The sequence below is a fragment of the Methylophaga frappieri genome, assembly GCF_000260965.1.
GTDB lineage: Bacteria > Pseudomonadota > Gammaproteobacteria > Nitrosococcales > Methylophagaceae > Methylophaga > Methylophaga frappieri.
Map to the genome: position 1 here is coordinate 191,691 of NC_017856.1, position 21,791 is coordinate 213,481.

Below are 21,791 nucleotides of genomic sequence, written 5' to 3' on the forward strand. Positions count from 1 at the left end.
CAAATTCAGTGAAGATTGATGTCAACGGCGTTTACGAAGTATCTAACCATTAAACAGCCGTACGCACTGAGCCAAGCTTTATCTTCGACGATCATATTGGCTAAGCGTCTATCTTCTGGGTGATATACCTTGGCGGTCGAATTCTGATAGCGCAATACGTTACATAATTCAGTTAAAACGTCTTCTCAATCACCCTCATTTTACAAGCGGTGCAAATCAGCTTCATTTCCCTGATTTGTATCTCAGCTTGATGCTGATACTATCGACTTGTCTACTAAATTTAACGGATTTGTTGTGTCATTTATTGTTTCTCATGATTTTATCAAAGCCACTGAACACAGCGATCTGGCGCCATATCGGGACAAAGTAGCGCGCGAAGAAGCTGATAGTCGGGGCATTGTGAAATCAACGGAAATTGAGGTTGAGCCGCGTCAACTCTCTTTGATTGCCTTGCAGGATATGGCGCGGGTAGCGGATAAATTAGCTGATAGACAGTCAAAACGGGCCATTGAGGCAATTTTACTGGCACGGGATGGTGAATTTGATAATCCGATTCCTAATTTCAAAGCGTTTTCCTCCACGCTGCAGTCTTATCTGAAACATAACCTCATCGACGGCTGGGTTTATATCCAAAAAGCAGACCAAAAATACTATCCAGCTTTGGTGACTGATTTCAGTTATAAACCTGCCGCGGCCCACGCAGAGGAATCTTTGTTGATTCATGTCTGCCATTTATCGCCCAGCATGACCAAAGGCTATTACGGCTTTGAGCATGACTACATTGTTTTTTACCCCAGTGAGGTAAATAAAAAACGGATTGCTGAAGCGCTTGAAGTGAAGCACGTCTATAAAGAAACTGACGCGCTTAAAGCGGATTATGAAGCCAGTATGGCACGGTATTACCAAGCTATTCAGGGGCAGTTTTCCGAACAATTTATTGCAGAAGGGTTTTTATTTACGGACCGGGCACAAGCCAACTCCGATGGCGCTGCCGTGAAAGCCAGAGTGATTCACGACATGGCAGCCAATGAGGTCAAAACTTACTCGCAGCTGCGTGAGTCCTGTTTGGTTGACGACGAGGAGAATTTACTCCCCCTGCCGGAGTGGTGTTTGCTACGGGTTTTTAACCTGAAAACCCACGCGTTTTTTTGGATTCATTCCGATTACTTAACGGCATATGAATATGATCAGTCTCTAAAAGATAAGTTGATTCTTCCAAAAACCCATCACGATCTGCTGGATGTCCTAACCACCAATGTCGATATATTCAGCGGCGATATTATTGAAGGCAAAACAGCAGGTAATGTGATTCTTTGTAAAGGCATTCCCGGGGTGGGTAAAACACTGACTGCCGAGATTTATTCTGAATTAATCGAACGGCCACTGTACTTATTGCATTCCGGTTCACTCGGCACCAATGCCAAGGACATTGAGGAAAACCTGAGAACCATTTTTGCCCGCAGTGAGCGCTGGAATTGTGTGCTGTTACTGGATGAAGCGGATGTATTTATTGTTAAACGGCACGATAACATCGAGCAAAACGCCATCGTTGCTGAGTTTTTACGAACCATGGAGTATTTTAGTGGTTTGCTGTTTATGACAACTAACCGCCCTTCGGATATTGATGAAGCCATTATCTCCCGCTGTGCTGCCATTATCGAATACACGATTCCGACCCCAGAAAATGCAGCCAGAATATGGCAAGTTTTTGCCCGGCAATACCAATTCGATTTGACGGATAAATTGTTGGGGCAACTACTCGCAACATTCGAACAAATCAGTCCACGTGATATGAAAATGCTGCTGCGACTGGTGTTGCGCGTCGCTAATAATCTGCAGGTTGCACCCGATATTGACACTTTTCGAAAATGCGCGATGTTCCGGGCAATAAAAATCACGGAAACGGATTTTTAACGATACAATCAGGACTGTATTTAACGGCGCGCTCTCCCTGGTAAATAGAAGATAAATTTTGTGGTTAATCAGACCATGAACGAACCATACTCGTGTCTGTCATTTTTTTGATTAAACAGTATGATGGGCGTATTTTTGAAGCTGAACATGCGTTTTTTGCGTCTGTGTGAATACAGAATTAATGTTAATTAGGGAAAATACCAATGCAAACACGACTCTCCACATTTAGCCTGACTGCTGCAAGCTTACTATTGCTAACTCACACCGCCATCGCTGACACCCGCGCCGTATATGAAGGCCCTGATGGCAAGTTTATCATTGAGTATCAAGATGATAATCACATGCGTTTTGCGACGGGCGATGACACCTTCATGCTGATTTCAGGCGGTGAGCCATACATGATTTCTCGTGACAATGGTAACTGGACGGCGATGTCAGCCAAGGGCATGGCAGGTATGCTTGGCAAACAAGCTGAAAAGAAAACCCGTCTGACGCCGATGGGCCAATCAGAAACGATCGCCGGATACAGCGGTGAACGCTACCGCGTCGAAGTCGGTGATGACTGGAGCGGTGAGTGGAAAAAACAGTCTGAAGTGGTATTAAGCAAATCTGCTGATACCTTGCCCACGATGCAGGCAATGCGTCGTCTGGTTGAAGTATTTGGTGGCAAAAACATGACTAATTTTGATCAGGTTGAAGGCATTGATGTCAGCAAATATGGCATGTTGGTTAGCGATGAAATGCGACTTGTCTCCTTAAGTACAGATGACTTATCAGACGGCATCTTCCAGCTACCTCCTGGCGTTCAAGTTACACAAATGCCTGATATTTTTGGCCAAATGAATAAAAGCACTGATGCTGCTTCAGGCACTGCTGAATCAGGTCAAGGTTCAGGCTTTTTAAGTGATTTATTAAGCGAAACGCAACAAGAAGCAGCTGATCAGACAAAACAGGGCACAAAAGAAGGCGTAGGCGATGTGATTCGCGAAGGCATTCGCGGTCTGTTTAATTAATCTTCTCACCTAGCTATTTATCAAACACACCTTGTTATCTGCGTCTTCTAGCAGGTAACAAGGTTTTTTTGTCTCGTCTTTTTAACATTTCCCACGATAGTGCGTTTTCAGCCTAGCATTTCAGCATTTCGCTTGAACATCACTAGGTATTCTTTTACATTCACCTGATTTGTTTACGAGTTGCTAACGATGGATTTGAATAAAATCACGACTTTTCTCAGTAATGCTTTTGATAGCGCGCTGACGCTAGCAACCAGTCCGAGCTTTTATTCCCAGATTGGTTTTATTGTTCTCGGGTTCTTGGCAGCTCAATTAGTCGCCAGCTTTATTCGTCGCCACATTCCGCTATTAAAAGAGCCGCCCAAAAGCGGCGCATTGCTTAATTTACGGACCTCTATTCACAATAGTCGTGATCTTCTCTTGCCACTGATGATGATCTTATTCTTATCAGTTACAGCCGATATTAGTCAGTCAGTCCTTGGCAAAGCGGGTTTGGTTACCATTGCAATGAGTTGGGCAGTCATTTTTATGCTGTACAAACTCATTGACCGCTTGGTACAAAAAATTCTATTCAAAAAGCTGGCATATTACGTTTTACTGCCTATCGCCATTTTGCATGTATTTGGCTGGTTACCCCCCGTTATTACATACCTGGAAGGGATTTCTATCACGCTGGGTAATATTGAATTATCTGCCTATGGCGTGGTTCGTGTATTGATCTTTGGCTCTATTTTGTTCTGGCTGGGGAGATTATCAAATCATGCTGGCCAGCAGATTATTCGCAGTCAGGAAGACTTGGATATTGGCACCCGGGAAGTGTTTGCCAAACTGTTCCAAATCGTGTTGTTTTTCGTTCTATTCTTGCTTTTACTGCAAATTATGGGGATTAACCTGACCGCCTTGGCCGTATTTGGCGGTGCCTTGGGTGTTGGGCTTGGTTTCGGCCTGCAATCTATCGCTTCAAACTTTATCTCTGGCATTATTCTGCTGCTGGAACGATCGCTCAGCGTCGGCGACTATGTCGAGATGGAAGATGGCCGAAAAGGGACGATTCGTGAGCTGAATATGCGCTCTACCACGTTAGAAACCTATGATGGCAAAGACATTATGGTACCTAACGAACAATTCATTACGACTAGCTTTACTAACTGGACCCATAAAAATTTCAAGCAACGCTATGCACTAAATTTTCAAGTCGCTTACAAAACTGACTTACATTTTCTTTTTGACCTGATTCGAGAAGTGGCTGCACGTCATCCTCGCATCATCAGTGGCGACGAAGTCCCCATCGAAGAAAGACCTGATGCGGAAATTTCCGGTTTTGGCGATTCTGGTGTCGATATTCTGGTTGAATTTTGGATGGAAGGCATCGATGATGGGGAGAATCGTGTCGGTGCCGATCTCTTATTGATGCTATGGGATGCCTTCCATGAACATAATATTGAAATTCCGTTCCCACAACGTGAAGTGAAAATCCTTAATCAGAAATAACGGAATTGCCTTGAGTTTGATATAATTACTTCATCACTGTCAGTTAGCCTGTTATCAACTGCGATAACAGGTCCTTCCGGAAAGGAAACCATGAGTAAATTTGAAAATTTGCAGCTGGATAACCAGCTCTGCTTTGCACTATATAGTGCCACCAATGCCATTACTCGCGTCTACCGCCAACTTTTGGCAGACCACGACTTAACCTATACGCAATATCTGGTGTTGTTGGTTTTATGGGAACAAGATGGTGTTGCAGTCCGTGATGTAATGAAGCGATTGAGACTTGATTCCGGCACACTTTCGCCTATTTTAAAACGATTGGAACGAGGCGGCTTGTTAACAAAAAAACGCAATGATAGCGATGAACGCATTGTCCGCATCTTCTTAACAAAAAAATCACGCGATATGCAGGCCGAGATTGCCGATATTCAGCATCAGGTTGTTTGTCAAACAAAACTCAACTCATCCGATTTTCTTGCCCTATTAGGCGAATTGGAGTCACTCACTGAAACGCTTCGGCAAACACCGTTAGCCAAATCAGCCTGAATCAACGTATAAGCAAACGAGTGACAAATCGCCAACCAATGATAAGTAAAAGCAGCGGTAGCAAAACCATAATCAATAAAAACTCAGCTAGCAGATAAACAGCCGCCTCAACGGCCTGCTCTGCACGCAATTTAATCTGCTCAAGTTTCGCTTTAATATCCAGATTATCCCGCCAGCCTTGATACCATTTCTTGTCTTCATTGCCGGCTGACTGTTGAAATGACTGCAGGCTGGATTCCGTTGCATCTAATACTGCCACGGCTTGCTGTCTGTCATGCTGTAACCAGACCTGTGCCTGATGTGATACCAGTGCTGTCACCGGAACGATTAGCCGCAGAACACTGAGGACGACAATCAATTTGAGTAGATACTGCATGGGCTTGGCTGTGTCCAAACCCGGCCTGTGCCAAACTAGGATCGCTGTCAGTACAATCAATAACGCCAATAGTCCTCGAAACAGATTAATATCCGCCGCGGTAATTACAATCTGTTGTATGCCCAGCGACGCTGAGGCCAGCAGTAAAACCGTCGAAACCTGTTCGATAAGATCGTTGAGCGGATCCAGTATTTGTCCCGGCGTCAGGGTCAAACCGACGCCCATCGGTTCGATTGCCAACTCGGTGCCTTGCATCACAGAAATCACAGCATTTAATCCGCGTGCCAACGCATAAATCGTGAGTGTAATACGAAGCATCTCACTTAATTGGGGTGCCGCCAGATCCGCCAGCGGGACAAAAGCAATGACAAACAACACGCCAAGTAACAGTAATATCCGCCGTTTTCGTTTTGTTGTCGTCATACCCTGCTCCGTGTCACCAGAATCAGTCGTCATCAATATCATAATTGCGGTCGGGCCTGTCGGTTGTTGGAGATGCCAGCACGGTTTCGCGAAGCCCAAGAAAGTAGAAAAGTAACAGCAAAAGATAAAACCAAAGCTGACCCTCATTGTTTACGATACGAAATAGCGCCCATATTGGTACCACAAAAAATACGGCGTTAAGCGCAATGGCCAAAGTGCGTCGCATTCGCTGTGCTGCTAGCTCATATAGTAGTCGCGCGAAAAGCCCGGTCATATAGCCGCCAACCACAGCTAAGATAAACACCAAAAACATGCCAAATGGTGTTAACGCTTTCATTGGCAATCCCCCCAGAAAGAGACTAAACAACCCGACCTAAGGATGAGTATAAAACGAACCTGTTGCCAATCACTGTCTTTAAAGACTGGTCAACTACGATGTCGACGATTATGATGCCGGTCAATTCATTGACCAACTCTGTGTATTAATCTGATGAACCCTTCACAACAACGCGCTTTTCTCAGTTTCCAAGACCATTTTGAACAACTACGTCATAACCGCCTATTTGAATGGTCGGTGGTGGCTGTGATTATTTTTTCAGCCTTGCTTGCCGGCGCAAAAACTTATGATATTCCGGTCAGTGTATCGCGGACAATGGTGTGGCTGGATTATGCCATTACGCTGTTCTTTTTAATTGAGATCAGTATTCGATTTTTAGGCGAGCGACGGAAACGTGACTTTTTGAAAAGCGGGTGGAATGTCTTTGATACCTTGATTGTCATTGCCAGTCTGGTGCCAATCGAAGACAGTGAACTCGCTTTTGTTGGCCGCTTATTGCGCATTTTTCGTGTACTGCGGATGGTCTCCATCATTCCTGAGCTTCGCCATTTGCTGAACTCATTGCTTAAAGCCTTGCCTCAGCTTAGTTACGTGGCGTTGATGATGTTCATTATTGTTTATATTTTTGCCGCCGTGGGCACATCACTTTTTGCCGATATTAATGAAACCTTGTGGGGGGATATTGCGGTCGCGATGCTGACCTTATTCAGGGTCATGACTTTTGAGGACTGGACTGACGTCATGTATGAAACCATGGCCGTTTATCCGCTCAGCTGGGTATTTTATTTGCTGTTTATTTTTCTTAATACCTTTGCTTTTTTAAATATGTTGATTGGTATTGTGGTCAATGTCATGGAGCAAGAACGTCAGGAAGCACAACAACAGCTTCATAAAAACGATCCAACACTGCATGATGTTTTACACGAATTACAAGCCCTTAAAGAACTGGTTCGCCAGCAGACCAAATAATTCTTCACAGTCGGTTCACGACCTATCAGGCAGGTTAACTTTTTTGCGTGATAGGAAATAAGCTATGTTTTCCAAGTGGACAACGGGATGTGCAGGACTATTATTCATAGCAGGTTGCGCCTCACACCCGCCAATGCCGACGGTAGATTACGTTGATTTGGATCGTTTTATGGGGGATTGGTATGTGATTGCCAATATTCCCACCTTTATTGAGAAGGGCGCTCACAATGCACTTGAATCATATGAACGAAATTCGGATGGCTCAATTGCCACTACCTTTGAATTTCGAAAAGACAGTTATGACGGCCCTTTAAAAACCTATCACCCGACCGGTTTTGTGCAAGATAACGGTTCTAATGCAATTTGGGGCATGCAGTTTATCTGGCCAATAAAAGCAGATTATCGGATCATTTATTTAAATGCTGATTACACGCAAACAGTGATTGGTCGAAAGCAGCGTGATTATGTGTGGATTATGGCTCGCACACCAGAAATAAGTGAGGCAGACTATCAACAATTACGACGTTTTATTGCCGATCAAGGCTATGATGTTGAGGCAATAAGAGAGGTCCCACAACGTTGGTAATCTGACTGCCCGATTATTCAATTAGTATTTCGTTAATTACAATCATGCAACCTGAGCACCATATACTCACGGCCACAATTGAAGACGCTCAACCACTTTGTGAGCTTCTGACTCGCTGTGCCAAACACATGCAATCACAAGGGATGTCGCATTGGATAGGCGTCTATGACCTAGACTCAGTGACACAACAAATTAAAACTAAAAGTGTTTACAAGTTAGTGCTATCAGAACAAATCAAAGCCTGTGTCGCCTTATCACCAATACCAGCACCCTATTACGCAGATTGCTGGCCTGATGCTCCAATGGCAGACTGGTATCTGACCATGCTGGCAGTGATGCCTGACGAGCAACAATCCGGATTTGGATCGATACTGCTTAATTTTGCAAAACAGCAACTGACAGGGGGTGAGACACTGCAACTGGACGCTGTTGCACATTATCCTGAATTACTTCGGTTTTATCGCAAACATGGTTTTACTCAACTGACCTCGGGCATAGGTCTTGGCGATCGGCGTTATTTGTTTGGCTGGTCACTATCCCCCTCCCCCAACCGCCTCAATATGAAGCCAGTCGATTAGGCTTAACCGCAGCGAAACTTTTCGTCAGCCGCCGCCACTAAACTATGAGGTAATTTTTATGCAGGCTATACAAGAACACGCAGTTAATTGTCCTTATTGTGGTGAAGTTATCAGCTTATTGATTGATAGCAGTGAGGTGTTTCAGGATTATATAGAAGACTGTGAAGTCTGCTGCCGACCGATTCGATTGCAAATAGATTGCGGTGATGGTTCAGAATGCACAATTTTAACATTCCACGAGAATGACACAATTTAAATCACTTTGATTTAAGGAAAAAAATCCTGTATAAACAGGAGACTTTGCTCATCCATGGAACCGGAAACCAGTTTTAAATAGCTTTTTTTGAGGTCATTACGGATTAGCATGCTCAGTAAGATTAAGATCACCAAAGTCGGGACCTTCTCTTTTCTGATTATTTGTTTGCCTCACGCGCAAGCATCCTTGGATCTGCTCGCCGGTGTTGAGGCGGGTATTGAAACTGACACCGCAATGACCAATCCTGATCTGGATCGTACACAAGAAATTCTCACCGCCCAGCAAACCGACAAAAGCCATCACTGGTATAACGACCAGACCGGCATTGCCTACAAGATTGATATCAAGCGCAGCTATACCTACGGTAACTATCCTTGTCTTGCCTACAATTTAACGATTATCAAAGGAAATCAAGAATCTGTTAAACCGCTTGATGCTTGCCGCCACCGTAGTGGTAAATGGATTTCCGTTTCACCGAATCCAATGACTTTTTAATTCAAGGCGAATTGGCGACGATAATTGCTCTGAGCGGCGCCGGATAACCTTCAACCGTTAATTCACCATCTTCTGTCAAAAAATCTGCTAAAGATTGTGACGGCATCCAACTGGTACGCCGTTGTTCTGCTAGTGAGGTTGGCGACACATCAACACATCGAATTGCTTGAAAACCACAGCGTGTAAGCCATTGGATCAAGGTATCCACACTAGGGATAAACCAGACATTTCGCATTCTGGCATAACGATTTTCAGGCATGAGTGCGTAACCAGCCTCACCGGGAACCACCAACGTTTCCAGAACAAGTTCCCCGCCACTTCTCAAACATTGTCGGCACTCCATCAAATGATCAATGGGTGAACGACGATGATATAACACGCCCATTGAAAAGACGGTATCAAACAAGGCTAATTCTGGAGGCATATGTTCGATGCCCAGTGGAAAGACAAAGTGTCGTTCACTTTGAATAAAGTGTTGCATCAGCTGATACTGCATAACAAAGAGCCAGGTCGGATCAATACCCATGACCATTTGCGCGCCTTCCTCGACCATCCGCCAACCGTGGTAACCATTGCCACCACCAATATCCAGAACGGCACGTCCTGATAGCGGCTGAATATGGGGTTTTAACCGTTGCCATTTCCAATCCGATCGCCATTCTGTATCGATCTCGATATCAAATAACTGATACGGCCCTTTTCGCCATGGCAACAACAGTTTTAATCCCGCCAGGATCTGCTCACGTTGCTGCGCATCAACGTCTGCCGCATTGCCAATCTGGATAACATCATCGAACTTTATCTCAGAGGGTTTAATCACTGGCAACGCCTTCAGCATAGCTTGCCACTCCGGTAACTTGCCATGTTGCTCAGGTGAGAGGCGTCTTGTCGTATATTGCGCTAACTGATGTTGCCAAGTGGTTTGGCCAACGCTGCCTAACCAATCATAAAAAAGCTGATAAGTCATTTATTTAAAAGCAATGAATGAAGCAAAATTAAAACATTGAAACCAACGTAGTGAACGCTGAAAACCAGCCTGTGCAAACCGGGCATGGTGGGCTGACTCGGTTTCCGGAATCAACACATGCTCTAAAGCACTGCGTTTTTGACTGATTTCCATATCGGAATAGCCATTCGCCCGTTTAAAATCGAGATGACTATCAATAAACCACGCTGCCGAATCAGCATCATCGAAAGTGAGTTTCTCAGAGACAATTAGCACACCGCCCGGCTCAAGGCCAGCATACACTTTGGCAATCAGCGCATTGCGTTGGTCGACGGGCACAAACTGCAAAGTAAAGTTCATGACAACGACACTGGCATTGGTAATCGGACTATGACAAATATCTTCCTGTCGCAGTGACACCGGCACGCGGCTGTTATCAGCCTTCACAATGCGTTCAGCCCGTTCAATCATGGCTGCCGAGTTATCTATGGCGATAATGCGGCAATGTGCAGCTTTAATACGCTGCCGCATGGATAAGGTCACCGCGCCCAGCGAACAGCCAAGGTCATAACAATGGGTTTTTTCAATGGCGTACTTGTCTGCCAAAATACCAATACCCGCAATGAGCGTTGCATAACCGGGAACGGAACGCTGGATCATGTCGGGAAAAACATCAGCAACACGTTCATCAAAGCGAAAATCGACCATTTCTGTCAACGCCGAAGCGTAAATATTATCGGTTTTTCGGGTCATGTTTGTGGTGCTTTTTTACGTGCGACATTGTTACGCAGATAGACTGGCAATGCCTGGTCTGCCGAGAGCATGTTGCCTGACTGATATTGTGAAACAGCCAACGGCAACATGGAAGCCGCATCAGGAAATGCTGAATCCCGGATTTCAGCCAATTGATGCTGTAACCGTTGTTGTAATTGTGCTGGATAAATCGACCAGCCATTGCCCGCTGCCGTCCATATTCTGGTATCAGCTAATGTTACCTGCTCAGGCGGGCAAACGCGCTCCTCGCTCAGCGGTATAACCACCTCGTTTTCTACTACAAAATCGGCATGATAAACCTCGCCCATTCTGGCATCCAGGGCGACACTGATGTTTTTTACGTTGGTATGCAGATAGGTCTGCTGTGCTGTCGCCGCCAAAGTTGAAATCGGAATCACCGGCAACGTACGGGCAAACGCAATCCCTTGAGCCACAGCAACACCGATACGTACCCCTGTAAACGAACCGGGCCCTCGTCCAAAAACCAAGGCATCCATCTCGGATAATGTTAGGCCCGCCTGCCCTAATACGGAATCAATCATGTTGAGTATGCGTTCAGAATGCTTCTGACCTGCAATCTCATGCGCCAGAAACACCTCACCGTGGCGATAAACGGCAACACTACAATTTTCGGTACAGGTATCTAATGCAAGTAATTTCATGAAGTTGTCATTTAGGTGTCATCGCTAAGTCACTGACTTGGTTTACATTGATAGCTGATGAACCAAGGAGAGTAAGATGGCGTTTTTCATTGATTGTCTTTATATCGGTCGCGAGCTGGGTCGTTTAGCGCTGGTTATTATAACGTCTCCGTTTGCTATCATTAGTAGCGTTTTAATGCTTGGCTCTGCAGGCTGGTAACCCTACAAAATACTAACGTTTACGACTCCGTTTGACTGCTGTTTTCCCAGATTTGCCTCGCACGTGCTGTGTTCGGAATTGTTTTGCAGCCATTGCAGGCGTCAGGTTTTTTCTTTCCGCTCTACGCCCTTCCCCTTGATTACCTGTGCCTTTTGGCTGGTAGGTCGGTATTAAGTGTTTTTTGCCATTACCAATTAAATCGGCCCGCCCCATTGACTTCAATGCATCACGCAGCATTGGCCAATTTTCAGGATCATGGTAACGCAAGAAGGCTTTATGTAACCGCCTCTTTTTTAAGCCTTTGGGTACCGTGATATCACCACTTTGCCGACGCACTTTTCGAAGTGTGTCTTTACCTGAGTGGTACATTGCTGCAGCAGCAGACATCGGCGAGGGTAAATAAGCTTGAACCTGATCAGCCCGAAAACCATTGCGTTTTAGCCAAATAGCCAGATTCAACATATCTTCATCTTTGGTGCCCGGATGAGCAGCGATAAAGTAAGGAATTAAATACTGCTCTTTACCGGCTTCTTTGGAATACTTATCGAACAGTTTTTTAAATGCGTCATACGTCCCCATACCCGGTTTCATCATTTGCGACAATGGACCATCTTCGGTGTGCTCCGGGGCAATTTTTAAATAGCCACCAACATGATGCGTCACTAATTCTTTTACATATTCAGGTGATTCAACAGCAAGGTCGTAGCGTAACCCTGACGCAACCAAAATCTTTTTCACGCCTGGCAATTTTCTGGCACGGCGATAGAGTTGAATCAGCGGTGTATGATCAGTGTTGAGGTTTTTACATATTCCTGGGTATACACAGGATAGTCGTCGACAACTTGCTTCAATCTCTTCGCTTTTACAGGCGAGCCGATACATGTTGGCTGTCGGCCCCCCTAAATCAGAAATCACTCCTGTAAAACCTGGGGTGGTATCACGAATGGTCTCGATTTCTTTAATAATCGAATCTTCGCTCCGGCTTTGAATAATGCGACCTTCATGTTCGGTAATTGAACAAAACGTACATCCGCCAAAACAACCGCGCATAATATTGACCGAAAATCGGATCATTTCATATGCAGGAATGTTCATTTGCCCATATTTGTGGTGTGGCACACGGCTATACGGCAAATCAAAAACCGCGTCCATTTCCTTTGTGGTGAGTGGAATCGGCGGCGGATTTAACCAGACATCTAAATCGTTATGCTGCTGAACTAGCGCCAAAGCGTTACCGGGATTCGTTTCCAAATGCAAAATACGAGAAGTATGTGCATAACTAATTGGATCGGCTTTAACCTGCTCAAAAGCTGGTAACCGAATTACTGTTTTCCCTGCCGATCGGCGCGGCGATATCCGATGTATTTTTATAACATTATTTGCGACTGCTTCTGACGTCGGCTTTGACTCTGTTTTGGCCGTGTCGCAAGATGCGGCTGTCTGCATTTGATAGGGATCAATCGGCGGATTTAATTTGCCGGGAGTATCCACATCCGTCGAGTCTTTTTCCCACCAACCATCACGCCGCCCATGTTTGGTTAAATAAGCTGTGCCGCGAATATCTGTCATTGTTTTAATAGATTCGCCATCCGCCAGACGGTGGGCAATCTCAACAACTTGGCGCTCTCCATTACCATAGACCAGTAAGTCTGCTTTCGCATCCATGATCACACTGCGACGAATTTTTTCTGACCAGTAATCATAATGCGCAATACGCCGCAAACTGGCTTCAATGCCACCAATCACAATCGGAACATCTTTATGTGCTTCACGACAACGCTGACTATAAACAACGACACTCCGATCTGGTCGCTTGCCCCCTTCGCCCCCAGCTGTGTAAGCATCATTACGACGGATTTTTTTATCTGAGGTATAGCGATTGACCATGGAGTCCATATTGCCCCCCGTCACGCCCCAGAACAGATTAGGTTTACCTAGCTTTTTGAAATCGTCCGCACTAGTCCAGTCAGGTTGGGAAATAATGCCAACTCGAAACCCCTGTGCCTCTAATAGTCTTCCAATGAGAGCCATGCCAAAACTGGGGTGATCAACATAGGCATCCCCGGTCACGATGATGACATCACAACTATCCCAGCCCAATGCCGCCATTTCTGCGCGCGTCATAGGTAATTGTTTGGCAACACCAAAGCGTTGTGCCCAGTATTTGCGATAGGAAAAAATATCAGGTGCAGCGTGCATAGGGATTAAATTAAGTTCAGAATAACAAAACGTTATTCTATCAAACTGTCCCTATCAAGGTACTGAAAATTCAGCGAATTTCATTTGCCGCCAGTTCTGGCAGACTGTCAACGATAATGACCGGCGTGCCATGACTGACATAGCGGCTGAGTTCAACAATTTCACTATTGCGTAAGGCAATACAGCCTTTTGTCCAATTGCTGATTTCGTGGATTTCCAGCTTTTCTTGAGTCTCGACTCCGATACCGTGAATGCCAATCAATCCGCCAAGAACTGTATTTTGAGGCGGTAATTCATTATATAAATGCGCCCCAAGAATGCGTCGATATTGATACCGGTCAATCATCCCAGCCTTGAGGGCACGCTTAGCGTCCTCCATATTGGGATAATTCAACTGCATGAATGTGTGAAAAGAATCACTGCTGCGGACTTCGTGGATCCGATAATGGCCTTTAGGCGTCAGCCTGTCACCCTCTTGCACCTTTGCGGCGCGCCCACCACTGCCAAATGCGGCGCGAAACGTTTTGATAGTGCGGTTATTTTTTTTAATCACTAATTTGTTTTGATCGCGAACAATAACAATTTCGACACCATCACTGTTTGCCGTGACAGGGAAACTGACACAAAAACAAAACAATAAAATAACCAGACGCCACATCACTTTGGCCTTATTAATCGCTGACTTTACGGTATTTTTGGCATAAAACGACTAAAAAGTCACGCCTAAAACCTTAATTTAAATAAACAATCTGCTGAGAAGAGAGCCATTATGTCGGTTAATTCGTTGCAAAAAAGCCGTCATCGGTAAAGTTAAGGCTTGCTCTAATTCGATAGCCAAACTCTGTCGCTGTTTCAGTTGCTTTCGATCTAGCGGTGCGTGACTAGCCAAAGCAATGACATTCCCTTTGTCTGGAACAGGTAACAACACCGACTGATCTTTAAAACTCAAATTAATACGCTGCATGGTTTGCGTAAACCCATTGCGATCACTGCCCCATAGATTAATACTCATCACACCGCTATCAGTCAGCACTCCGGCACAAGCATCGAAAAAAAGTTGTGCGCCAATACCAGCTGACATACCTTCATGGTCGTAAGCATCAACAAAAATCATATCAAATAACGCATGTTGCTCATGAAACCACGCACTTACCCAGTCGATACCATCGGCATGAATGACGGTAAGATGGTCATTATCTTCAGGGACTGAAAAATATTGCTGTGCGGTTTGAATCACGTCCTGACGGTATTCAATCACCCAAATTTGACAGTTTGGCCAATGGTGCAATAAAAATTTCACTACCGACCCGCCGCCAAGCCCAATGATGAGTACCCGCTTCGGTTCTGGCTGCAGAAGTAAAGCCGCCATCATCGCCTGAGTGTACGACAAGATTAATTGATGCGGACGTCTTCGTGACATGCTGCTTTGCTTGGGAAACGTACCAAAATGCAGCGAGCGAATATCCCCTTCATCAACCACTTCAATAACGCCATCGTCACTCGTTTGTTGCCAAACCAGTCGTCCATCATAAAGCTGCATATTTTAGCGCTGACCCTTTTGTATTAATTGCCGATGTAACCAGCCATGAATCAACCTTGCTACCGAGTCCTCAACACCACGAAAGTCAACACCGGCAGACTCAATATGACGCTGGTCAAAGACATATCCATTAGCCTGACGTATCGCAATACGTCGCTGTGACATGACCTGTTGGTATTCAGAATCAAGTCTGCCACCAGTCACTGTCATGATGGGCAGCTTCGCTTTGGTAAGTAAGTCCATATCAATCTCTAAGGGTGGCGCTATCAGTACAACGGCACTGGCTTTATGAGGCGAAGCATGGATCGTTTTTAATGCTGATGCAGCTGATTGACCGTGGGCAATTAAAATTAAATTAGAGGGATTATTCTGTTGTAACCATGCGAGTGCCGCTATCGCTCTATCAATGTTACCTGGAGACGTCGACTCAATATTGGCTTCGTCTTTAAGCGGCGATGAATCAATCGTTTGTTCAGCGTCACCCTCAAGATCACTTGAGCTTGCTTCAGACGCATTTGGGCTGGTTTCCACCGCAGTGGAACCGGCCAAATCTGGCGTTTTTGGTACTAAATCCGTGAACTCCGCATTGTTTAGCGGAATGGTTAACGTCTGCCAGCCATGCGCAGGTAAATAATGCCTTATAATTGATAACAGCTTGGCATCTAACTGACTACCAACGTCATGCATCAAGACGATGCTGCCGCGAAATTGGCCTAATGTTTGTGGTAGATAATGCGCAGCAATGTGCTTCTCCCCAACCAGCAAGGGCACAAGATCTGTCGATTGCGCCTTGATAGTTAATGTTGTTGGCGGCGAAGCCGAGGACGACCCTGCATTCTGTTGTTCCGCCCACACCGGCGTTAATACCAATGTCATTAATCCGACAAATAAAATCCGGCACGACAATTTTTGGTCTCCAAATGTCATTGATAACGCCAAGTATAGGCTAAAGATTAGCACTCACTAAAGCTGAAAGTTGACGTTTTTTACGGTAAAGTAATACGTTTAAAACTGATAATTACAGAGAGTGATCCCATGGCCGAATTTAAAATCGCCCCGTCTATCCTGTCAGCTGACTTTGCTCGTTTGGGTGAAGAGGTAGTAAACGTACTGGCTTCCGGAGCAGATATTGTGCATTTTGACGTAATGGATAACCACTACGTGCCAAACCTGACCATTGGTCCATTGGTCTGCGATGCCTTGCGCAAACACGGTGTGACAGCAGAAATTGATGTTCATCTCATGGTCAAACCCGTGGATCGAATCATCCCTGATTTTGCCCAAGCTGGCGCCAGTTATATTACTTTTCATCCAGAAGCGTCAGAACACATTGATCGCAGTCTACAATTAGTCAAAGCTGAAGGTTGTAAGTCTGGTTTAGTATTTAATCCTGCTACCCCGTTATCGTTAGCTGAACATGTTTTAGATAAGGTTGACCGCATTTTATTGATGTCAGTTAATCCCGGTTTTGGTGGCCAAAAATTCATCCCTCATACATTAGAAAAACTGCGCCAAGCTCGCAAAATGATTGATGAAAGTGGCTACGATATCGATTTAGAGATCGATGGTGGCGTCAACGTGAAAAACATTCGTGAAATCGCTGAAGCAGGCGCGCGGACTTTTGTTGCGGGCAGCGCCGTATTTGGTGCGGCAAAAGCAGATGATCCGAATCAATATGACTCTATTCTTGCTGCCATGCGCGAAGAACTTGCCAAAGCAGCTGTGTAAGATAGTGACATCCCCAATCTTAGCCCGGTGCAAGCCGGGCTTTTTGTAGAAATGAAGGCATGAAACAGGCAGAATTTGAACAATTAGCCGCAGAGGGCTACAACCGCATTCCCTTGTCAAGAGAAGTGCTTGCCGATCTGGATACGCCGCTCAGTACGTATCTTAAATTAGCCGATGCCCCCTACTCTTATTTGTTCGAATCTGTCCAAGGCGGTGAGAAATGGGGCCGCTTCTCAATCATTGGTCTGCCTTGCCATCAAGTTATTCGCATTTATGGGTCACAAATTCGAATCTATAAAGATAACGAATTGACGCATACGCTGATTGAAGCCGATCCGCTTCGCTGGATTGAAGGTTTTCAGCAATCTTTTCGTGTTGCTGAAATCGATGGATTGCCGAAGTTTAATGGTGGACTGGTCGGCTATTTTGGTTATGACACGGTACGTTACATTGAATCAAGACTTGGCCATGCCCCTGCCAGTGACCCACTAGGTTGTCCCGATATTTTACTCATGGTTTCTGATGAGCTGGTCGTATTTGATAATCTCAGTAACTGTTTGTATTTGATTGTACATGCCGATCCGGCTGTCGAAGGGGCTTATGAACTCGCGCAACAGCGTTTAGATGCCCTTGTCGATCAATTACGCGAAGCAACACCAAAACGAAAAAAAGCATATTCTGGCAACCAGGTTGATGAACAAGATTTTGTTTCTGGTTTTACCCACGATGGCTTTGTTGATGCGGTTGATAAAGCCAAGCAATACATTACTGACGGCGATATCATGCAAGTTGTTTTATCGCAGCGCCTGTCGATTCCCTTTAAAGCGGAGCCCATCGATCTTTATCGTGCTTTACGCACCCTGAATCCGTCACCCTACATGTTTTACCTGCATCTCGATGATTTTCATGTGGTTGGCTCCTCACCAGAAATTCTAGTCAGGATGGAAGATCAAGAAATCACGGTTCGCCCCATTGCTGGCACGCGCAAGCGAGGCAAAACAGAGGCCGAAGATGTCGCGCTTGAAAATGAGCTACTGGCTGATCCCAAAGAATTGGCTGAGCATTTAATGCTGATTGATTTGGGCCGCAATGATATTGGCCGCGTCAGTGAAACCGGCAGCGTCAATTTAACCGATAAAATGGTGATCGAACGTTACTCTCATGTCATGCACATTGTTTCAAACGTCACCGGTAAATTAAAACCAACGTTCAATGCCATGGATGCGCTTCGAGCTACGTTTCCTGCCGGTACTGTCAGTGGCGCACCGAAAGTTCGGGCGATGGAGATCATTGATGAGCTAGAGCCTGTTAAGCGTGGCGTTTATGCTGGTGCTGTGGGATATTTATCCTGGACCGGTAACTTGGACACCGCCATCGCTATTCGTACTGCCGTTATCAAACAGGATCAACTGCATATTCAAGCCGGTGCCGGCATCGTTTACGACTCTGTTCCTGAGTCAGAATGGCAAGAAACAATGAACAAAGCCAGAGCCGTATTTCGTGCTGTAGCCATGGCTGAAGCCGGCTTGCAACCTCCAACCAGTGACTTGTCGTGAGCTGAAAATATGCTATTAATGATCGATAATTACGACTCTTTTACCTATAACCTGGTTCAGTACTTTGCTGAATTAGGTGTCGAAGTCGTTGTTAAACGCAATGACCAGTTAACACTGGCAGACATAGACAAATTAAACCCGGATCAGATTGTTATTTCACCCGGACCATGTACGCCGAATGAGGCGGGCATTTCTCTGGAGGTGATTAAACAATTTTCGGGCAAAAAACCGTTGTTAGGTGTTTGCCTCGGCCATCAGGCTATAGGCCAGGCATTCGGCGGTGATGTTGTTCATGCACGAGAAATCATGCATGGTAAAACCTCGCAGGTTCACCATCATGACCGGGGCGTCTTCAATGGATTGAATAATCCGCTACAAGCCACTCGCTATCACTCTTTAGTCGTTAAGCAGCAAACTTTACCAGACTGCTTTGAAATCACGGCTTGGACTGAAAGTCAGCCAGGACAGATTGATGAAATTATGGGCCTGCGCCATAAAACATTACCGGTTGAAGGTGTCCAGTTTCATCCAGAATCAATTCTGACTGAACAAGGCCATCAATTACTTAAGAATTTTCTGGAGCCCCTCTAATGAGCGTATTAACGCTTAGTCTGCCGCAAGCCATAAAACGGGTGATGCAGCGCGATAATCTGACCGATGAAGAGATGACGCAAGTGATGCAGCAAATCATGACGGGGCAGGCAACCGATGCGCAGATTGGGGGTTTTTTAATTGGACTCGCAATGAAAGGTGAGACGGTTGCTGAGATTACGGCAGCAGCCAAAGTCATGCGTCAACTGGCAACGCCCGTTACGATTCAAAGCGCCCCCATCATTGATACCTGTGGCACAGGCGGCGATGGCGCCAGTAGTTTTAATGTCTCAACTGCCAGTGCATTTGTTGTCGCCGCGGCAGGTGCCAAAGTCGCAAAACATGGCAACCGTTCCGTTTCCAGCACGTCGGGCAGCGCGGATGTGCTTGAGGCTGCGGGTGTTAATCTGGATATTAGCCCGGAACAAGTTGCGCATTGTATCGAAACTGTCGGTATCGGATTTATTTTTGCTCAAAAACATCATGGTGCAATGAAACATGCCATTGCTGCACGTAAAGAAATGGCCGTTCGTACCATTTTCAATTTGCTTGGCCCGTTAACCAATCCTGCCGGTGCCCCCTATCAAGTGTTAGGGGTTTATGATCGGCAATGGTTACGCCCAGTTGCTGAGGTGCTCCAGCAACTGGGTAGTCGTCATGTCCTGGTTGTCCATTCAGCAGATGGCATGGATGAAATCAGTATTGGTGCAGAGACAACCATTGCAGAGCTCAAAGATGGCAAGATCAACGAATACACGATTCAACCCGAAGATTTTGGTCTACAGCGTGCAGATATCACCGCACTTAGTGTCAATAATGTCACGGAAAGTTTAGCGATGATTCAATCCATCTTTGCAGGGCATTCTGGTCCGGCCAGAGATATTGTTGTCTTAAATGCGGGCGCTGCGATTTATGCCGCTGATTTAAGTGACGATCTGGCAAGTGGCATCCAATTAGCACAAAACTTAATCGATAACGGTGTAGCAGCCAAAAAGCTTGATGCACTGATTCAATGCAGTCAGGGACTGACAAATGAATAGTAAGCCCGATATTCTCAACAAAATTCTGCAACGCAAGCAACAGGAAATTGCCGAACGTAACGGTCGCGTTCCATTGCAAAAAATGCAGCAGCTTGCTGAGCAAGCCCTGCCCGTTCGTGGCTTTGTCACGGCAATGCAAACGAAACTGGCGGCAGGACAAAGCGCCGTCATTGCCGAAGTAAAAAAAGCCTCGCCAAGTAAAGGTCTGCTTCGAGAAGATTTTCACCCGGCGGAGATTGCCCGCTCCTATCAAGCAGGAGGTGCCGCTTGTTTATCTGTTTTAACGGATAGAGATTTTTTTCAAGGTCACGAAGACTATCTGCAACAGGCACGGGAAGCTTGTGACTTACCCGTGATTCGAAAAGACTTTATTGTTGACCCATATCAAGTCTTTGAAGCAAGGGCTATCAATGCAGACTGTATTTTATTGATTGTTGCCGCTTTAACCGATGCGCAGTTAGAAAACCTCAGTCAATTGGCCTTGCAACTGGATATGGATGTCTTGGTTGAAGTCCATGATGCCATTGAGTTACAAAGGGCACTAAGCTTGAATTTACCCCTGATTGGCATTAATAACCGGGATTTACGGAGCTTTGAAATCTCGCTACAAACAACCTTGGCACTTTTGCCGCAAATCCCTGATGACGTGATTGTCGTAACAGAAAGTGGCATTCATACCGCAGCGCATGTTGAACAAATGCGAAATCATGATGTAAACGCTTTTTTGATCGGCGAAACTTTTATGCGCGCCCCAGATCCAGGACAAGCACTAAAAGCCTTGTTCGAATCTTAAATTGCGCGTTTTTTGATTTGAACCGGTGATCGTCGATGTGACTCATCGTACAAGATAACCGTTTTACCATGCGCCCATAGCGTGCCCTGCTCTTGAAGCTCTTTCATGACACGGCCAACCATTTCGCGTGAACAGCCAACAATACGGCTAATTTCCTGACGCGTCACTTTAATCTGAATCCCTTCTTCATGACGCATGGCATCGGGCTGGATAGATAATTCTTCCAATGCGGCCATCACACGACCAGCCACATCAAGAAATGCCATGTCAGATGCTTTGCGTGTCGTGCTTAATAAACGACGCGCTAATTGCTCTGCAAGGGTTTGTAACAGCATTGGATAGCAGTTTTTCAGGTGGGTTTCCGCCATACTGCGAATCTGTTGGTAACTGATTTCTTCTGTGCGGCAGTCACTCCGCGCCCGCACCGTGACCATGCGATCGCCGACCTCTGAAAATAAACCGACCTCACCAATGAAATCACCCTGATTAAGATAAGCCACAATAAGCTCTTCACCCTCTTCGTTTTCCATGCAGATGCTGACGGATCCCTCACGCAGATAATACAGTTTATCTGCCGCATCCCCGGGCCGGACAATAATGGTTTTTGCGGGATAATGCCGGCTGTGACAAAACTGAAAAAATTCTGCCAAACCAGATTCTATTGCTTTATGTTTATGATAATCCATCGCTTTTTCCAAACCAAAAGGGGCATATGCCAAACAACAGTTACTGCCCGATGCAGATGAATATGGCAAAATTGTCACGTTTTAGCAATGTAG

Annotated in this window: 24 protein-coding genes; 14 read left to right on the forward strand and 10 right to left on the reverse strand. The window is 45.6% G+C overall.

What is annotated here, in order from left to right:
• Positions 1–294: 294 nt before the first annotated feature.
• The 4 genes from Q7C_RS00915 (at position 295) to Q7C_RS00930 (ending at position 4,964) form a co-directional block, all read left to right on the forward strand.
• The gene (locus Q7C_RS00915) at positions 295–1,914 is read left to right on the forward strand and encodes an AAA family ATPase (RefSeq protein ID WP_014702822.1); all 1,620 of its coding nucleotides are present in this window, start codon (positions 295–297) and stop codon (positions 1,912–1,914) included.
• A 203-nt stretch (positions 1,915–2,117) separates the two neighbouring features.
• Positions 2,118–2,927, forward strand: coding sequence for a hypothetical protein (locus tag Q7C_RS00920; RefSeq protein WP_014702823.1), 810 nt, complete (start codon positions 2,118–2,120; stop codon positions 2,925–2,927).
• Positions 2,928–3,116: 189 nt separating this feature from the next.
• A complete protein-coding gene (locus tag Q7C_RS00925) occupies positions 3,117–4,418 on the forward strand; it encodes a mechanosensitive ion channel family protein (protein ID WP_014702824.1) in 1,302 nt (433 codons plus the stop codon).
• A gap of 90 nt (positions 4,419–4,508) precedes the next feature.
• Positions 4,509–4,964, forward strand: a complete 456-nt coding sequence (locus tag Q7C_RS00930) for a MarR family winged helix-turn-helix transcriptional regulator (RefSeq protein WP_014702825.1) — start codon at positions 4,509–4,511, stop codon at positions 4,962–4,964.
• Between the two features lies 1 nt (position 4,965).
• On the opposite strand, the gene Q7C_RS00935 is transcribed toward Q7C_RS00930, so the two are convergent.
• On the reverse strand, positions 4,966–5,763 hold the full coding sequence (locus tag Q7C_RS00935; protein ID WP_014702826.1) for a hypothetical protein: 798 nt from the start codon (positions 5,761–5,763) through the stop codon (positions 4,966–4,968).
• 22 nt (positions 5,764–5,785) lie between these two features.
• A complete protein-coding gene (locus Q7C_RS00940; protein WP_014702827.1) occupies positions 5,786–6,100 on the reverse strand; it encodes a hypothetical protein in 315 nt (104 codons plus the stop codon).
• Between the two features lie 153 nt (positions 6,101–6,253).
• On the opposite strand from Q7C_RS00940, the gene Q7C_RS00945 reads away from it, so the two are divergent.
• The 5 genes from Q7C_RS00945 (at position 6,254) to Q7C_RS00960 (ending at position 8,984) form a co-directional block, all read left to right on the forward strand.
• Positions 6,254–7,069 (forward strand): ion transporter, encoded by an 816-nt coding sequence (locus Q7C_RS00945; protein ID WP_014702828.1) that lies wholly within the window; start codon positions 6,254–6,256, stop codon positions 7,067–7,069.
• A gap of 64 nt (positions 7,070–7,133) precedes the next feature.
• Complete coding sequence (locus tag Q7C_RS00950) at positions 7,134–7,655, forward strand: lipocalin family protein (protein ID WP_014702829.1); 522 nt, start codon at positions 7,134–7,136, stop codon at positions 7,653–7,655.
• A 128-nt stretch (positions 7,656–7,783) separates the two neighbouring features.
• A complete protein-coding gene (locus Q7C_RS00955) occupies positions 7,784–8,233 on the forward strand; it encodes a GNAT family N-acetyltransferase (protein ID WP_014702830.1) in 450 nt (149 codons plus the stop codon).
• Positions 8,234–8,291: 58 nt separating this feature from the next.
• Complete coding sequence (locus Q7C_RS13440) at positions 8,292–8,489, forward strand: CPXCG motif-containing cysteine-rich protein (RefSeq protein WP_083839436.1); 198 nt, start codon at positions 8,292–8,294, stop codon at positions 8,487–8,489.
• Positions 8,490–8,597: 108 nt separating this feature from the next.
• A complete protein-coding gene (locus Q7C_RS00960; protein WP_050954369.1) occupies positions 8,598–8,984 on the forward strand; it encodes a hypothetical protein in 387 nt (128 codons plus the stop codon).
• Between the two features lies 1 nt (position 8,985).
• Here Q7C_RS00960 and cmoB read toward each other — a convergent pair whose 3' ends face one another.
• From cmoB to Q7C_RS00995, 7 genes are all read right to left on the reverse strand, one after another.
• Positions 8,986–9,951, reverse strand: a complete 966-nt coding sequence (gene cmoB / locus Q7C_RS00965) for a tRNA 5-methoxyuridine(34)/uridine 5-oxyacetic acid(34) synthase CmoB (RefSeq protein WP_014702833.1) — start codon at positions 9,949–9,951, stop codon at positions 8,986–8,988.
• Entirely contained in the window at positions 9,952–10,683 is a 732-nt protein-coding gene (cmoA, locus tag Q7C_RS00970; RefSeq protein ID WP_014702834.1) for a carboxy-S-adenosyl-L-methionine synthase CmoA, read from the reverse strand.
• Positions 10,680–11,366, reverse strand: coding sequence for a tRNA (adenosine(37)-N6)-threonylcarbamoyltransferase complex dimerization subunit type 1 TsaB (gene tsaB / locus Q7C_RS00975; protein WP_014702835.1), 687 nt, complete (start codon positions 11,364–11,366; stop codon positions 10,680–10,682). The genes cmoA and tsaB overlap by 4 nt, the downstream gene beginning before the upstream one ends.
• A gap of 211 nt (positions 11,367–11,577) precedes the next feature.
• Entirely contained in the window at positions 11,578–13,764 is a 2,187-nt protein-coding gene (locus Q7C_RS00980) for a YgiQ family radical SAM protein (RefSeq protein WP_014702837.1), read from the reverse strand.
• Between the two features lie 70 nt (positions 13,765–13,834).
• Positions 13,835–14,422 carry a L,D-transpeptidase family protein gene (locus tag Q7C_RS00985; RefSeq protein ID WP_014702838.1) on the reverse strand — a complete coding sequence of 196 codons (588 nt, stop codon included), beginning with the start codon at positions 14,420–14,422 and terminating at the stop codon, positions 13,835–13,837.
• 78 nt (positions 14,423–14,500) lie between these two features.
• Positions 14,501–15,304, reverse strand: a complete 804-nt coding sequence (locus tag Q7C_RS00990; RefSeq protein ID WP_014702839.1) for a spermine/spermidine synthase domain-containing protein — start codon at positions 15,302–15,304, stop codon at positions 14,501–14,503.
• Between the two features lie 3 nt (positions 15,305–15,307).
• Complete coding sequence (locus tag Q7C_RS00995; protein WP_014702840.1) at positions 15,308–16,180, reverse strand: DUF3530 family protein; 873 nt, start codon at positions 16,178–16,180, stop codon at positions 15,308–15,310.
• A 159-nt stretch (positions 16,181–16,339) separates the two neighbouring features.
• Between Q7C_RS00995 and rpe the strand changes: the two genes are divergently transcribed.
• Genes rpe through trpC form a run of 5 tightly spaced genes read left to right on the forward strand, consistent with a single transcriptional unit; the run spans position 16,340 to position 21,012 of the window.
• Positions 16,340–17,032, forward strand: coding sequence for a ribulose-phosphate 3-epimerase (gene rpe / locus Q7C_RS01000; RefSeq protein WP_014702841.1), 693 nt, complete (start codon positions 16,340–16,342; stop codon positions 17,030–17,032).
• Between the two features lie 59 nt (positions 17,033–17,091).
• A complete protein-coding gene (gene trpE / locus Q7C_RS01005; protein WP_014702842.1) occupies positions 17,092–18,588 on the forward strand; it encodes an anthranilate synthase component I in 1,497 nt (498 codons plus the stop codon).
• A 9-nt stretch (positions 18,589–18,597) separates the two neighbouring features.
• Positions 18,598–19,179 (forward strand): aminodeoxychorismate synthase component II, encoded by a 582-nt coding sequence (locus Q7C_RS01010; protein WP_014702843.1) that lies wholly within the window; start codon positions 18,598–18,600, stop codon positions 19,177–19,179.
• Positions 19,179–20,219, forward strand: coding sequence for an anthranilate phosphoribosyltransferase (gene trpD / locus Q7C_RS01015; protein ID WP_014702844.1), 1,041 nt, complete (start codon positions 19,179–19,181; stop codon positions 20,217–20,219). Before Q7C_RS01010 ends, trpD begins: the two co-directional genes overlap by 1 nt.
• Complete coding sequence (trpC, locus tag Q7C_RS01020) at positions 20,212–21,012, forward strand: indole-3-glycerol phosphate synthase TrpC (RefSeq protein ID WP_014702845.1); 801 nt, start codon at positions 20,212–20,214, stop codon at positions 21,010–21,012. The genes trpD and trpC overlap by 8 nt, the downstream gene beginning before the upstream one ends.
• On the opposite strand, the gene crp is transcribed toward trpC, so the two are convergent.
• Positions 21,009–21,698, reverse strand: coding sequence for a cAMP-activated global transcriptional regulator CRP (crp, locus tag Q7C_RS01025; protein WP_050954371.1), 690 nt, complete (start codon positions 21,696–21,698; stop codon positions 21,009–21,011). The two genes, trpC and crp, sit on opposite strands and share 4 nt — an antisense overlap.
• Positions 21,699–21,791: the final 93 nt, after the last annotated feature.